Source organism: Bradyrhizobium sp. LeoB3, from assembly GCF_055456055.1.
Map to the genome: position 1 here is coordinate 531,283 of NZ_JBVBEF010000001.1, position 14,190 is coordinate 545,472.

Here is a 14,190-nt window from a genome sequence, read left to right on the forward strand (position 1 = left end):
CCCACAACGATCGCCTGTGGTTATGGGTCCCGGGTCAAGCCCGGGACGACGGCCGTCATTGCGAGCGGCGGCACCCTCAAAGGATCGCGTGGGGCAAAAAGCGCGACGTGTTCCCCGTGATCGGATTCTCGTCCTCGCGGATCGATAGCCCGCATGGGGTGTGATCGATCAGCCAGCTCCCGATCACCGGATATTGGCCTGCGAAATTCGGCAGCGGCGCCAGCGCCTGGCGGATGAAGCCTTCGGCGCCGTAGGGCCCCTCCTGCTCGATCAGCGTGGTGCCGGCGCTGACAAGCGCGACATTGGCGCCCTCGCGCGAATAGATCGGCTTGCGGACGAACGAGCTGCCGAGCGTTTGCGCGTTCGGATCATCCTCGAAATAGGCCGGCAGCAGATTGGGATGGTTCGGAAACATCTCCCACAGCAGCGGCAGGATGCCTTTGTTGGACAGGATTGCCTTCCACGGCGGCTCGATCCAGCGCGTCGGCGCGCTCGCGAGCCTGGTGCCGAAGGTGTCGTGAAACATCCATTCCCAAGGATAGAGCTTGAATGCGAGCTCGATTGCGCGGTTATCGAGGTCGACAAAGCGGCCGTCCTCGGTAAGGCCGATGCCCTCGATATCGAGCAGCGTGGTCGCAAGGCCGGCCTGCGAGGCGGTGTCCTCCAGATAGGCCAGCGTTGCGGCGTCCTCGGCATTGCCGGTCATTCCGGCAAGATGCAAGTGCTCGCCGGATGCCAATTTCTTCCAGGCGTCGATCAACCGCTCGTGGATCGAATTGTACTGGTCGGATCGCTTCGGGATGATGTAGCGCTCGATCGCCTGCTCGAGCCAGGTCCATTGGAACACCGCCGCCTCGAAGATCGAGGTCGGCGTGTCGGCATTGTACTCCAGCAGCTTGGCCGGTCCGCGCCCGTCGAAGCTGAGATCGAGCCGGCCATAGAGGCTTCCGTCGTGGCGGCGCCAGCTTTCCGCAATCAGCGGCCAGAACGCTTCCGGGATCTTCAATCGGCGTAGATATTTTTCATCTTCGGTGGCGCGGCCGACGAGTTCGAGGCACATCGCGTGGATCTCGCCGGTCGGCTCCTCGATCCCGCGCTCGATCTCGTCCAGCGTGAAGGCGTAATAGGCGCGTTCGTCCCAGTAGCGTTCGCCGTCTATGGTGTGGAAACTGAAGCCGGCGCGCTCGGCGTTCGCCGGCCAGTCGCCACGTTCCGAACAAGGAATGCGCCGCATGCGGATATCAGCTTCCGCCATACGAAGGGTCGAATTCAACGTCACCACGGGCGTTGAAGCGGCGGGGCGTCCCGCCGAAGCCGCCATAGACCGCGCGGCAACTGGGTTTGCCGCCGGGGCCGGGTGCGGCCGTGTTGCCGGGGCCGCAATCAGTGCGCGGTACCAGCCCCATCGAGACGGCGCCGACCGCAACGCTTCCCATCAGTTTCAGGACGACCCGGCGCGAGCGTTTCATGACGGCAGTCCCGTTCTTCCGCCATTTGCGGTGTGACACCAGTCTCCAACAGCGGCCGATGCCAAGGCAAGCAAAAGCAGTCATTTCACGGTGATGTGCGAAGGGTACGCTTCTCTCAACCACCGGAAAAGCCGAAGGCGTGCGCGAACGAGCCGAAGCCGCCGCGGCTGACATGGTTCGATCCGGAGTCGGATGTGCCTGAGGCGGAGTGGCTCGAGGAGGAGCCGCTGCTGGAGTAGCGCGAGCCGCCGCTGGAGCCGTGGCTGGAGGAGGACGATCCGCGCTGCCGGCATTCGGTGTTGCCCTGCGAAAACGACGGCGCCGGGTCGTTCGGCGGCCGCACGCATCAGCGAGTAGGCGGTGGAGCCAAATCTGATCAATCGCGCCCCCGATTCGCCCGACAACAGAATTGCACGAGCGATTGGTCGGCGCATGACGATGGCGGGTTCAATCCCCGCTTATGGGTTCGTTTGGCCGATGCGAGCCCCGAAGCAGGCGGAATGCCAGCCAGAAAAACAGGATGACCAGCGCGAGCGCGGCGAGCGGCGCGGCCAGGGCCAGAAGTGCCATCAGCGAGGCGCTCCCGAGTTCGGCCGTCGCGACGGCCGAATTCCCAAGGCCGCCGGTGAAGACGGATGATTTTGCCCGGAGTATCGCGGTCAAACCTTGCGTGATGCCGGCAACGCCGCCTCCCGCGATAATGGCCGCCGTCCATTTCACCATCGGCGGCAAGTCGGTCATGACAGCGGCGGAAACGATTGTCCCCGCGACGACAGCAGCGGGCGTCGCCACCGTATCGAGCAGGTTGTCCACACCGGGAATGTAGAACGCGGCGATCTCGGCTATGGCCGCGGTGCCAAGCATGATGATCGCGGCAGGTGTGCCGAGCCATGCAAAGCCCTCATTCAGATTCGCGTGTCCGGTGTAGGCGGCCACGCTCAGGACCAGCAGCGGCAGGAACAGCCGGAAGCCGGTTGCGGCGGCCAAGCCGATGCCAAGCCCAACCGACAGTGACAGATCGAAGTTCGACATGTGCCGCAAACTCCATCAGCCCGGTTCGGCTGATCGTAACAGCTTTTGCGAAGTTTCGATTGGCCCCGCCAGGTTGAAGATCGTCATGGCGAACAATATGACCGACCAGTTTGAGGCTGGCGCAAAACAGAAACCCCGCCGTTTCGGCGGGGTTTTCGTCGGAGCAGCGAGATCGGGGGCGATCAGGCCGGGATGCGTTCGTCCGCCTCGTGCGGCTCGCGCAGCACGTAGCCGCGGCCCCACACGGTCTCGATGAAGTTGCGGCCTTCGGAGGCGTTGGCGAGCTTCTTGCGCAGCTTGCAGATGAAGACGTCGATGATCTTCAATTCCGGCTCGTCCATGCCGCCATAGAGATGGTTCAGGAACATTTCCTTGGTCAACGTGGTGCCCTTGCGCAGCGAGAGCAGCTCCAGCATCTGATATTCCTTGCCGGTCAGATGCACGCGCTGGCCGCCGACTTCCACCGTCTTGGTGTCGAGATTGACCACGAGATCGCCGGTCTGGATGACGGACTGGGCATGGCCCTTGGAGCGGCGCACGATAGCGTGGATACGCGCGACCAGCTCGTCCTTGTGGAAGGGTTTGGTCATGTAGTCGTCGGCGCCGACGCCGAGACCCTTGACCTTGTCCTCGATGCCGGCGAGGCCGGAGAGGATCAGAATGGGGGTTTTGATCTTGGAGACCCGGAGCTGCTTCAGCACGTCGTAGCCGGACATGTCGGGCAGGTTCAGGTCGAGAAGGATAATGTCGTAGTCATAGAGTTTGCCGAGATCGACGCCTTCTTCTCCGAGGTCCGTCGTATAGACGTTGAAACTCTCGGATTTGAGCATCAATTCGATCGACTGCGCGACGGCGCTGTCATCTTCTATCAGCAAAACGCGCATGCCAGTCCCCTTTAGTCGCCGCTCCTGGGCGTCAGGTCGGCCGCACTTGCGGCACTCACAAAACGCCTTTGCACAACTGATTCGGATCCTGACGAGACATGGTTAACAAAAACTGATTCCCATTCGCAAGGTCCGCGGTGCAATTTTTTTCGAATCGCCCTAAGATGTTGCGCAGAAGCAGCTTTTCTCATCCGTTCTCGTTCAAGCTCCACTTTAAGAGGCCGGACTAACCGACTCTTGCGACTCGCCCTTCTTCTGAACAGGCAAGCGACCTCAGTCACCCAAAGACAGTGACGCAATGATTAATGATGCGGGTAAACACGAAGTTAAGCGGATGCGGAGAAATCGGCGAAACTTAAGGTTTTCGCAATGAAAGCGCTCGCGGAACAGATCGGCGACATCGACGGCGTCAATATTTATGGCCGCGTGGTCGGCGTCCGCGGGCTCATGGTTGAGATCGCCGGCCCCATCCATGCGATGTCGGTCGGCGCCCGCATCGTGATCGACGTTGGCGGCAATCGCTTCATCCCGGCGGAGGTCATCGGCTTCTCCGGCAGCAACGCGGTGGTGATGCCGTTCGGTGGTCTCGAAGGCGTCAGGCGTGGCTGCCGTGCTGTCATCGCCAACGCCGCCGGCTTCGTGCGGCCGTCGGCGGCCTGGCTCGGCCGCGTCGTCAACGCGATGGGCGAGCCGATCGACGGAAAGGGTCCGCTGCCGCAGGGCGCCTCTCCCGTTCCCTTCCGCAACGCACCGCCGCCGGCGCATTCGCGCAAGCGGGTCGGCAGCCCGCTCGATCTCGGCATCCGCGCGCTCAACACGTTCCTGACCTGCTGCCGCGGCCAACGGCTCGGCATCTTCGCCGGCTCCGGCGTCGGCAAGTCGGTGCTGCTCTCGATGCTGGCGCGCAATGTCGATGCCGACATCTCGGTGATCGGGCTGATCGGCGAACGCGGCCGCGAGGTGCAGGAATTCCTCCAGGAAGACCTCGGCGAGGAGGGCCTCGCGCGCTCGGTGGTCGTGGTCGCGACCTCCGACGAGCCGGCCTTGATGCGGCGGCAGGCCGCTTACCTCACGCTCGCGATCGCGGAGTATTTTCGCGATGAGGACAAGGAGGTGCTGTGCCTGATGGATTCGGTGACGCGCTTTGCCATGGCGCAGCGCGAGATCGGGCTGTCCGCCGGCGAGCCGCCGACCGCCAAGGGCTATACGCCGACGGTGTTCACCGAACTGCCGAAGCTTCTGGAGCGGGCAGGGCCGGGGACCGGGGTCGGCGCCATCACCGCGATCTTCACGGTGCTGGTCGATGGCGACGACCACAATGAGCCGATCGCCGATGCCGTGCGCGGCATCCTCGATGGTCACATCGTGATGCAGCGCTCGATCGCCGAGCGCGGGCGCTATCCTGCGATCAACATCCTCAAATCGGTCTCCCGCACGATGCCGCGCTCGGCCGACCCGGCATTTCTCCCCGTTATCACCAGGGCGCGGCAGGTGATGGCGACATATGCTGATATGGAAGAGTTGATCCGGCTCGGCGCCTACCGGGCCGGTTCCAGCCCGGAAGTGGACGAGGCGATCCGCCTGCACGAGCCTTTGGAGGCCTTCCTGCGCCAGGGTAAGGGCGAGTCTGTCAGTTTGGCCGACGGCTATCGGCAACTGGCGCAAATCCTCTCGAATTTGGAAACGGAACGCTAACTTTGTCGGGCCATCATCCGCGGCATGTCATTAGCTGCGCCGGCGGGGTCCAGGGGGAGCCGGCCTTGTCCCGCGTTCGAAATCGGGACTTCTGGGGAGTATGAGTCGATGAAGTCACGTGACACGCTGATCCGCCTGAAGAAATTTCAGGTCGACGAGAAGCGCCGCAGGGTCACCCAGATCGAAGGCATGATCGCCGATTTCCATCGCATGTCGGTGGAGCTTGAACGCGAGATTCAGGTCGAGCAGGAGCGAGCCGGGATCAACGATCCCGCTCACTTTGCCTATCCGACCTATGCCAAGGCTGCGATCCAGCGCCGCGAAAACCTCACCCGCTCCGCTGACGAGCTGCGCATCCAGCTCGAGGAGGCCAAGGCGCAGCTCGGCGAAGCCTTCGAGGAACTCAAGAAGGTCGAGCTCCTGGACGAGCGCGACCAGGCCCGCGAGCGCGCTGAAGAGAGCGCCCGGGAGCAGGCCGACATGGACTCGATCGGCTTGATGCGGGCGCGTCTCGGCGTTGCCTGAATCCTGAACCTCTCCACGTTGGATGGGAACCGAACCCGGGCTGAGAAGCCCGGGTTTTGCTTTGGAAAGGTCCCGAATCCATCGGCTGGTGGACCGCGGCCTGCCGAACTATGCTACGAAGGGATAGGATTAATTCCCGGCATCAGGCGAACAGGGATCGCGATTTGGGGGATGCTGAATGCTGACGCCGGCTGAACTGGTCTGGCTGATCGCTGCCGTTGCGAAGGGGGATGAGGCCGCTTTCGAGCGATTGTACGTGGCCACGCGGGCGAAACTCTTCGGCGTCGTCCTGCGTATCTTGCGGCGACAGGATCTTGCCGAGGAGGTCATTCAGGATACTTACGTCAAGATCTGGAACAGCGCGGGACAATTCGACCCGGCGCTGGCGTCGCCGATCACCTGGATGGCGTCCATTGCCCGCAACCGCGCCATCGACATGGTCCGCAAGAAGAGCGAAATCTCGCTGGAGGAAGAGCCTGCGGCGATGGAGGTCGCGGCCGAGACGCCCGATCCGCTGGCGCGACGCGAGATGACGGAGGAACTGCGCCGCTTGTTGGAATGCGTCGGCCGTCTGGAGCCGGACCGGCAGAAGCTCGTGCTGCTTGCCTATTACAACGGCTGGAGCCGCGAGCAACTCGCCGTCAAATTCGAGACGCCGGTGAACACGGTGAAGACATGGCTGCGCCGCAGCCTATTGGAGATCAGGGAGTGTCTTGGGTTTTGAAGGCTTGGATTTTGAAGGCTTGGGTTTTGACGTCGTGTGATGGCTCATAACGAGGACCATATCGCGCTCGCCGCCGAGTATGCGCTCGGCTCGCTCGATGCGGAGGAGCGCGCGCAGGTCGAGACCATGATGGCGATGGACAAGGAGTTCACCGCCCTCGTGCAGGCCTGGGAATTCAGGCTCGGCCCGCTCAACCAGATGGTGGGCCTGGTCGAGCCGCGGCCGATCGTGTGGGAGAACATCAAGAGCGCGATCGCGCAATCCTCCGCACCGGAGGCGCCCTTGGCCCTGCCGCCGGAAGCCCCGTCACCTTCGCCCCCGCCGGTGGAGCCGAGAGTCGTCGCGGAGGCGCCCGTTCAGCAGGCACCGCTCGTCGACGACGGTCGGGTCGTCCAGCTCGCAAGCCGGCTCAGACGCTGGCGCGGCGTGGCGTCGGCGGTGAGCGCGATTGCTGCGGCGCTCCTGGTGGTGCTGGGGCTTCAGGTCTACCGGCCAGATGCCCTGCCTGACGCCATCCGTCCGAAGCCCCGCACAGAGATTGTGGAGGTGAAGACACCTCCCGCGCCGCCATCGGGACAATTCGTCGCCGTGCTGCAGCAGGACGGCAACTCGCCAGCCTTCATCCTGACCGTCGATGCCGCCACCAGGAACTTCACGGTGCGCCGGGTCGGTGCGACGCCGGAGCCCGGCAAGAGCTTCGAGCTGTGGCTGATCTCGGACAAGCTGCCGCAGCCGCGCTCGCTCGGCGTGATCGGCGCTGATGATTTCACCGAGCGCCCGGTGCTGTCGTCCATCGATGCCGCCACGATCAATGATGCGACCTACGCAGTCACCGTCGAGCCGGAGGGCGGGTCGCCGACGGGCATGCCGACCTCGGCACCGATCTTCTCCGGCAGGCTGATCGAGAGCGTGCCGCCCGGAACCGCTGATTCAAAATAAAAAGAAAACGCCCGTGGGGAGCGGGCGTTTTCGATAGTCAACTTGGGGGTAGTTGGGGGTCTTAATATCCACGTGGCCTTTGGGGGGCTGTAAAGAACCACGTGAATTCCGTAAATTCCTCTCTTGCTCTAGCGTACGAGCGAATTGTTCGATGAGGTGATGGCCACCGGCTTGCCGGCCTTCATCACCCGCGCGGTCTGGTACTCGTCCACGCTGTTACGCGCCATGATGCCAAGGCCGGCCACAACCACACCCGCTACGAGTGCAACGACCACAATCTTCAGATGGGTCGTCCGATCCGCGCTGTAGATCGAGTGGTTCATGGAAGTCTCCTGCCGCCTTCCCTGTCGCTTACTTTTTGTCGGTCGCCTCTTCCGACAGGTTCAACATCCTTGCGCCCTTCCAACATAGGAATCGCCGATTCCGTTCCGTAGAGGCGATCACAAGCCCGTGAACAGACGTGATCCGACGCGATCGAAATCCGCGTTGGCGGGAATATTATTCAGTTATTGCAATGCGTTAGATCGAGAGTAGGGCGCGGCGACGATAAGCTGTTGAAATTAAGCCATTTTCTACAAACAAGTTGCATGTGACGAAAATGCTGCGTCGCTTTGCAACTGATTTGCGGGCCGGTCACACGCTCCCGACGGTCTTCAAGCGTGCCCGCGGATGGATTTCCGCCTGCGACAAAACGGTCGTCTGCGAGCGGAAGCGTTCAACCAGCGAGCGAACGAAGGGCCGGATCGCGGCCGAGGTCACCAGCACCGGCGCTTCGCCTTCGCGCGCGGCCTGCTCGAAGGCGTTGCGGGTCGCGGTCATGAATTCCGACAATTTGGACGGCTGCATCGCAAGGCTCCTGTCCTCGCCCGTGCCCACGATGGATTCCGCGAACGCCTGCTCCCAGCGCGCCGACAGCGCGATCAGCGGCAGGTAGCCGTTGTAGGAAGTATTCTGCGCGCAGATCTGCCGCGCCAGGCGGGCGCGAACATGCTCGACCATGGTCGCCGGATTGCGCGAGAAGGCGAGCGCGTCGGCAATGCCTTCGAGGATGGTCGAGAGGTCGCGGATCGAGACGCGCTCGGCCAGCAGCAGTTGCAGCACGCGCTGGATGCCGGAGATCGTGACCTGGCTCGGCACGATATCCTTGATCAGCTCGCCCTGTTCCTTCGGCAGTTCCTTGAGCAGCTTCTGCACCTCGCCGTAGGACAACAGGTCCGACATGTTGTTCTTGAGCAGCTCGGTCAGGTGCGTCGACAGCACGGTGGCGGCATCGACCACGGTGTAGCCCTTCAGCGAGGCCTCTTCCTTCAGCGCGGCGTCGACCCAGGTCGCAGGCAGACCAAACGTCGGCTCGACGGTATGGATGCCGGGGATCGCAACCTGGTTGCCGCCGGGGTCCATCACCATGAACTGGTTCGGCCAGATCCGCCCCGTCCCGGCGTCGACCTCCTTGATCTTGATGATGTAGGTGTTGGCCTCGAGCTGGACATTGTCGAGGATGCGCACCGCCGGCATCACGAAGCCCATCTCGACCGCGAGCGAGCGGCGCAGCGCCTTGATCTGCTCGGTCAATCGGTCGGTGCCGTCGGGGCCGTTGACGAGCGGCAGCAGCGCATAGCCGAGCTCGATCTTGAGGTCGTCGATCTTGAGCGCGCTCGAGATCGGCTCCTCGGCGGCTGCTGCGGCTGCCGCTGCCGCAGCAGTAGGGGCGGCCGCAGCGGCGGCCTGGACGGCCTTGGCGGCATGCTTCTGCTTGCGCGCGGTCCAGGCTAGCGCGGCGGCGCCGGAGCCCAGCGCCAGGAACGGGATCATCGGAATGCCCGGCAGCAGCGACAGCACGATCATGACGCCGGCCGACATGCCGAGCGCCTGAGGATAGCCCGAGAGCTGTTTCATCAGCGCCTTGTCGGCGGCGCCGGAGACGCCGGCCTTCGAGACCAGGAGGCCCGCGGCGGTCGAGACGATCAGGGCCGGGACCTGCGTCACCAGGCCATCGCCGACGGTCAGCACGGTGTAGGTGCGCGCGGCTTCGGCAAAGCCGAGGCCCTGCTGGGCGACGCCGATGATGATGCCGCCGACGACGTTGATGAAGACCACGAGCAGGCCGGCGATCGCGTCGCCACGGACGAATTTCGAGGCACCGTCCATGGCGCCGAAGAAGCCGCTTTCGTCTTCCAGCTCCTTGCGCCGTTCCTTGGCGACCTTCTCGTCGATCAGGCCGGCGGAGAGGTCGGCGTCGATGGCCATCTGCTTGCCCGGCATCGAATCCAGATGGAAGCGTGCCGCGACTTCGGCGATGCGGCCCGAACCCTTGGTGATGACGACGAAGTTGACGATGACCAGGATCGCGAACACGATGATCCCGATCACGAAATTGCCGCCCATCACGAAATTGCCGAAGGCCTCGATGACGTGGCCGGCGGCTGCCGTGCCCTCATGCCCGCGCGACAGGATCAACCGGGTCGAGGCCAGGTTGAGCGACAGCCGCAGCATGGTCGAGATCAACAGGATGGTCGGGAACGAGGAGAATTCCAGCGGCGCCTGGATAAACAGGGCGGTCATCAGGATCAGGACCGAGAGCGTGATCGAGATCGCCAGGAACAGGTCGAGGACGATCGAGGGCAGCGGCAGGATCAGCACCACCAGGATGGTGAGGATGCCGAAGGCGAGCGCGATGTCGCCGCGCTTCAGGATGTTGGTGATGTCGGCGAAAGAGAAGCCGCCGGATGCCGTGCCCTGACCCGCCGTCACGTCGACCATGGTAGCCCGATCCCCCCGCGCCTGCCGGGCGCGGCCGCCAAATGTCTGCGCGGCGGCTTGCGGGCCGCCGCTCCGAAAGTGAGGCACCGCGCTGGCGTCCACGGGGGATCCCCTCCCGTCATCCGCGACCGACGACACTCGACTTCACCCGGCAATTTTTGCCCAGCGTATGGTTAGTAAAGGGTTAACAGCACTGTCCTTTCGGGAGGCTGGGGGAGGATGAGGCCGCCCGTGGCCTCGCCCTTCGAGACGACCGCTGCGCGGTCTCCTCAGGGTGAGGGGATGGAGCGGAGTGCGTGGCTCTCCACCTCATTCTCGGTGTCGTCCCCCGCGAAAGCGGGGACCCATAACCACAGGGAAGTGCGGTGACGCGAGCAAGCGGTTGCAGCGGAGCACACCACAAAGGCCTGTGGTTATGGGTCCCGGGTCAAGCCCGGGACGACGTGGGGATGGGTTCGGATTCAAATGTCAAACAGCGGAGAGAATGTGAGTTCGCGTTCTCGCGGCGCATTGCGTCTGAGGTTTGCGTCTCGTTTCACCCTCTTATCGAATAGAGGGCGCAGGGAAAGCCGGGTGCTGGTTGCACCCGTGGGTCCCGTGCAACAAAAAGCACGGGGGTAGGACCACAGGTTCAACCGAAGCATTCCGGCTTTCCCTGCGCGATGGTGTTACGGTTTCCTTCGTGCTCTCCCCGGTGACCGGGCTTTCTTGCCACCGTCGCTCTGTTCAACGAACAAAACTTAGCGCCAGCGTCGGGGCGCCAGGACCACACGACTTCGCCGTCCGCTGATGCTGCGTTCGTCTATCGCAACATCCGCGTCCACCGCATCTCACCGCAACGTTCGTGACGATCGCGACCCGCCCCTCATCCGCCGTGAGACGCGCGGAGTTAAAGCACTGATTTGCCCGACGGCGGAAGCGGAATGTTTTTCGCTACAGGGCTGGACGGGGCAAATCAGGTTGAAATCGCAGGTGAATTTTTCTTCGTCATTCCGGGGCGATGCGACAGCGTCGAGCTATGATGTGCGATTGCACATCAGAGAATCCATTTCTCCGCTCGTGCATGCGGCTAGATGGATTCCGGGCTCGCGCTGCGCGCGCCCCGGAATGACGGAGAGTGAGGCGCGCGGCATCACGAAAACCGGCGCATGGGCCGAGATGCAGACAAACGGATTTGATTCGTGCTCATCAAGCACTCCGCAGAAGATCAGACGCTCCGCACAAGAAAAAGGAAACGACCGACGAGGAGCCGGCCATGCACAGGACACTCGATCCCACTCAAGACGGCCGATACGACAGCGCTCGCGACCGGGCTCTCTCCCTGCCGCTGGAAGGGCTCGATCCCGCAGATCCCGAGCTGTTCCGCTCCAACACCCATTGGCCCTACTTCGATCGGCTGCGCAAGGAAGATCCGGTCCACTACACCAGCGACAGCATGTTTGGCCCGTATTGGTCCATCACCAGATACGAGGACATCATCGATGTTGAAGCCAATCATGCGGTGTTCTCCTCGGCGTCGGCGCTTGGCGGCATCACCCTGGTCGACGTGACACCCGACCTGCGCCGCGAGAGCTTCATCAGCATGGATCCTCCGCGCCATGCCGCTCAGCGCAAGACGATAGCTCCAGTATTCACGTCAACACATCTCGAACAGTTGGCAATCGGCATCCGTGAGCGCTCTGTCGAATGCTTCGACAATCTGCCGACGAGCGAGGTGTTCGACTGGGTCGGCCGGGTCTCGATCGAGCTGACCACGCAGATGCTGGCCGTCCTGTTTGATTTCCCCTTCGAGGATCGCCGAAAGCTGACGCGCTGGTCTGATCTGGCAACGACCATTCCGGGCCCCGGAGGTGTCGTTGCGACCGAGGACGAGCGGCAGGCTGAACTTGAAGAATGCGCGCGATATTTCAGCCGGCTCTGGGACGCGCGCATCAACCAGCCGCCGAAAAGCGATCTGTTGTCGCTGATGGCGCACAGCCCGGCCGCGCGCGACGTGGATCCGAAAAATTTCCTCGGTAATCTGCTGCTTTTGATCGTCGGCGGGAACGAGACTACTCGCAATACCTTGTCGGGCAGCATCTATGCGGTCAACCGGCATTGGGATCAGTATCAGAAGCTCAGGAAGAGTCCTGCCCTGATCGATAGTTTCGTGCAGGAGGTGATCCGCTGGCAGACGCCAGTTGCCCATATGCGGCGGACGGCACTTTCCGACATCAAGTTCCGCGGCAAGCGGATCAGGAAGGGCGATAAAGTCGCGATGTGGTATGTCTCGGGCAACCGCGACGAAGAGGTCATCGAGAAGCCTTACGAGTTCATCATCGATCGGCAGCGACCGCGCCAGCATCTGTCGTTCGGCTTTGGTATTCACCGCTGCGTCGGGCTTAGGCTCGCCGAGCTGCAGCTCAAGATCATCTGGGAAGAAATCCTGAAGCGTTTCGAGCGTATAGAAGTGGTCGACGAACCGAGGCGAGTGTATTCGAATTTCGTCAATGGCTACGAGACCCTGCCTGTTCGGATTGCCAGATAGCGAACACCGGAGTCCGCTCATGGCCCGAGGCGGTGAGTGGCTTTCAGGAACTCGCCGGCACGCTCGCCGATGACGACGCATGGGGCCATGGTATTGCCGGTCGTCACCCGCGGCAGGACCGATCCGTCGGCGATCCGCAAATGATCGAGACCGTAAACGCGCAAGTCGTGGTCGACCACCGACATGGCATCGCGCCCCATCTTGGCAGTGCAGGTTTGGTGCGAGTGGCTGACCGTCGCGTTACGGATGAACATTTCCAGCCCAGAATCGTCGACCGGTCCCGGCAAGAGTTCTCTTTTCATGAAAGGTCGCAAGGCCGGTGAATTGCCGATAGCCCTGCAGAACTCGACACAGGTCTTCAGCGCCTTCAGATCGGCGGGATCGTCGAGGCAGTTTGCATCGATCTCGACTGGGTCGTCTGGATTGGGTCCGGTCAGTCGGAGGCAGCCCCGGCTGGCGGTGCGCAGTACCGCATTTGTCAGTGACCAACTATCGGGCGGCAGCGGATCCTTGGCGGCCTGCGGACTGGCATAGGGTGCCTCGACCATGAGCGTCTGCAGGTCCGGCACCTCGAGCGCGGAGTCACTGCGCCAAAGTGCGGTCGCTTCCGTCAAATTGTTGCGGCGTTCAATAGGCCCACACGACTCCCAGACGCATGGTGCCATGAAGTGATCCTGGAAGTTCTGGCCGACGCCGGGCAGATGCTGGACAAGAGGAATGCCGAAGCGTTTCAGCTCGGCCTGATCGCCGATACCGGACTGCATGAGCAGCTTGGGCGTGTGAATGGCGCCCAGCGACAGCACGACTTCGCCAGCACCGATGCGACGCATCTTGCCCTCATACGCGACCTCCACGCCGGTCACTCGCTTGCCGGCCAACGTTAGACGAGTGACGAGTGCGCCTGTCAGGACCGTGAGGTTTGAACGATCCATGATAGGATAGACATAGGAACGGAAGATGGATTGCCGTCGGCCATCGCGGACGCACAGGTTGGTGAGGGCGGCGCCACCATGGCCCTCCATCATCACGCCGTTCTGGTCATCGAACGTCGGAACGCCGACGGTGGCAAAGGCCTCGATCATCGCGGCGGCGAGAGGATGCGGATCAGGCGCCGGTTGCACGAAGACCATCCCCCCGGAGCCGCGGCGGACTGCATCCGGTGCGCCGTGCCAGTCCTCGATGCGCCGATAGATCTGCAGCACGGATTGATAGTTCCAGCCGTCATCACCGGCTTCCGCCGCGAAGCCATCCCAATCCGCTTTGTGGCCGCGCGACCAAACCATCACGTTGATACTGGATCCGCCACCGAGCACCTTGCCCATGGACATGGGAATGGCGCGATCGTTCAGCCGAGGATTTGGCATCGCGTTGAAGGACCAGTCGTGTTCGCCACGGCGAAGGGCGGGCCAACGCGACGCGCTCATGATGTCAGGCACGTCATCGCTGCCGCCGGCTTCGAGCAGGAGAACGCTGACGTCGGCATTTTCCGCCAAACGCCGCGCCACTACTGAACCCGATGACCCCGACCCGCAAATGATGAAGTCATAGTGGGACTTCAACTCAGCTCTCAGCTTCTGCTGATTGGCCTGAACACGAGCGGCAAGGTCGTCAGCCATGATCTTCCTCTTGCACGAT

The 14,190-nt window shown here is 62.7% G+C and carries 12 protein-coding genes; 5 read left to right on the forward strand and 7 right to left on the reverse strand.

The genetic code is table 11. The features are described from left to right. Positions 1 to 76: 76 nt before the first annotated feature. From ACZXDY_RS02405 to ctrA, 4 genes are all read right to left on the reverse strand, one after another. On the reverse strand, positions 77 to 1,234 hold the full coding sequence (locus tag ACZXDY_RS02405; protein ID WP_464344321.1) for a glutathionylspermidine synthase family protein: 1,158 nt from the start codon (positions 1,232 to 1,234) through the stop codon (positions 77 to 79). Positions 1,235 to 1,241: 7 nt separating this feature from the next. Further along, positions 1,242 to 1,469: a hypothetical protein gene (locus ACZXDY_RS02410; RefSeq protein WP_051396517.1), complete on the reverse strand. Its 228-nt coding sequence runs from the start codon at positions 1,467 to 1,469 to the stop codon at positions 1,242 to 1,244. A 447-nt stretch (positions 1,470 to 1,916) separates the two neighbouring features. After that, positions 1,917 to 2,501 carry a DUF4126 domain-containing protein gene (locus ACZXDY_RS02415; protein ID WP_464344322.1) on the reverse strand — a complete coding sequence of 195 codons (585 nt, stop codon included), beginning with the start codon at positions 2,499 to 2,501 and terminating at the stop codon, positions 1,917 to 1,919. 182 nt (positions 2,502 to 2,683) lie between these two features. Beyond that, positions 2,684 to 3,385, reverse strand: a complete 702-nt coding sequence (gene ctrA / locus ACZXDY_RS02420; RefSeq protein WP_016848562.1) for a response regulator transcription factor CtrA — start codon at positions 3,383 to 3,385, stop codon at positions 2,684 to 2,686. Positions 3,386 to 3,754: 369 nt separating this feature from the next. Here ctrA and fliI point away from each other — a divergent pair, with 369 nt between their 5' ends. From fliI to ACZXDY_RS02440, 4 genes are all read left to right on the forward strand, one after another. Continuing rightward, on the forward strand, positions 3,755 to 5,080 hold the full coding sequence (gene fliI / locus ACZXDY_RS02425; RefSeq protein ID WP_028162101.1) for a flagellar protein export ATPase FliI: 1,326 nt from the start codon (positions 3,755 to 3,757) through the stop codon (positions 5,078 to 5,080). A 108-nt stretch (positions 5,081 to 5,188) separates the two neighbouring features. After that, a complete protein-coding gene (fliJ, locus tag ACZXDY_RS02430; RefSeq protein ID WP_028162102.1) occupies positions 5,189 to 5,605 on the forward strand; it encodes a flagellar export protein FliJ in 417 nt (138 codons plus the stop codon). Positions 5,606 to 5,783: 178 nt separating this feature from the next. Further along, the gene (locus ACZXDY_RS02435; protein WP_028162103.1) at positions 5,784 to 6,329 is read left to right on the forward strand and encodes a sigma-70 family RNA polymerase sigma factor; all 546 of its coding nucleotides are present in this window, start codon (positions 5,784 to 5,786) and stop codon (positions 6,327 to 6,329) included. A gap of 39 nt (positions 6,330 to 6,368) precedes the next feature. Then, positions 6,369 to 7,268: an anti-sigma factor gene (locus ACZXDY_RS02440; protein ID WP_464344323.1), complete on the forward strand. Its 900-nt coding sequence runs from the start codon at positions 6,369 to 6,371 to the stop codon at positions 7,266 to 7,268. A 128-nt stretch (positions 7,269 to 7,396) separates the two neighbouring features. Here the strand turns inward: ACZXDY_RS02440 and ACZXDY_RS02445 are convergent, their stop codons facing one another. Both ACZXDY_RS02445 and flhA read right to left on the reverse strand, forming a co-directional pair. Continuing rightward, positions 7,397 to 7,591, reverse strand: a complete 195-nt coding sequence (locus tag ACZXDY_RS02445) for a hypothetical protein (protein WP_028162105.1) — start codon at positions 7,589 to 7,591, stop codon at positions 7,397 to 7,399. Between the two features lie 310 nt (positions 7,592 to 7,901). Beyond that, positions 7,902 to 10,130, reverse strand: coding sequence for a flagellar biosynthesis protein FlhA (gene flhA, locus ACZXDY_RS02450; protein WP_464344324.1), 2,229 nt, complete (start codon positions 10,128 to 10,130; stop codon positions 7,902 to 7,904). A 1,153-nt stretch (positions 10,131 to 11,283) separates the two neighbouring features. Here flhA and ACZXDY_RS02455 point away from each other — a divergent pair. After that, the gene (locus ACZXDY_RS02455) at positions 11,284 to 12,555 is read left to right on the forward strand and encodes a cytochrome P450 (protein WP_464344325.1); all 1,272 of its coding nucleotides are present in this window, start codon (positions 11,284 to 11,286) and stop codon (positions 12,553 to 12,555) included. A gap of 17 nt (positions 12,556 to 12,572) precedes the next feature. Here the strand turns inward: ACZXDY_RS02455 and ACZXDY_RS02460 are convergent, their stop codons facing one another. After that, a complete protein-coding gene (locus tag ACZXDY_RS02460; RefSeq protein ID WP_464344326.1) occupies positions 12,573 to 14,171 on the reverse strand; it encodes a GMC family oxidoreductase in 1,599 nt (532 codons plus the stop codon). Positions 14,172 to 14,190: the final 19 nt, after the last annotated feature.

Bases quoted from the DNA above. Each gene is read 5' to 3' on its own strand.
- ACZXDY_RS02405 (WP_464344321.1), bottom strand. From the start codon at position 1,234: ATGCGGCGCATTCCTTGTTCGGAACGTGGCGACTGGCCGGCGAACGCC.
- ACZXDY_RS02410 (WP_051396517.1), bottom strand. From the start codon at position 1,469: ATGAAACGCTCGCGCCGGGTCGTCCTGAAACTGATGGGAAGCGTTGCG.
- ACZXDY_RS02415 (WP_464344322.1), bottom strand. From the start codon at position 2,501: ATGTCGAACTTCGATCTGTCACTGTCGGTTGGGCTTGGCATCGGCTTG.
- ctrA (WP_016848562.1), bottom strand. From the start codon at position 3,385: ATGCGCGTTTTGCTGATAGAAGATGACAGCGCCGTCGCGCAGTCGATC.
- fliI (WP_028162101.1), top strand. From the start codon at position 3,755: ATGAAAGCGCTCGCGGAACAGATCGGCGACATCGACGGCGTCAATATT.
- fliJ (WP_028162102.1), top strand. From the start codon at position 5,189: ATGAAGTCACGTGACACGCTGATCCGCCTGAAGAAATTTCAGGTCGAC.
- ACZXDY_RS02435 (WP_028162103.1), top strand. From the start codon at position 5,784: ATGCTGACGCCGGCTGAACTGGTCTGGCTGATCGCTGCCGTTGCGAAG.
- ACZXDY_RS02440 (WP_464344323.1), top strand. From the start codon at position 6,369: ATGGCTCATAACGAGGACCATATCGCGCTCGCCGCCGAGTATGCGCTC.
- ACZXDY_RS02445 (WP_028162105.1), bottom strand. From the start codon at position 7,591: ATGAACCACTCGATCTACAGCGCGGATCGGACGACCCATCTGAAGATT.
- ACZXDY_RS02455 (WP_464344325.1), top strand. From the start codon at position 11,284: ATGCACAGGACACTCGATCCCACTCAAGACGGCCGATACGACAGCGCT.
- ACZXDY_RS02460 (WP_464344326.1), bottom strand. From the start codon at position 14,171: ATGGCTGACGACCTTGCCGCTCGTGTTCAGGCCAATCAGCAGAAGCTG.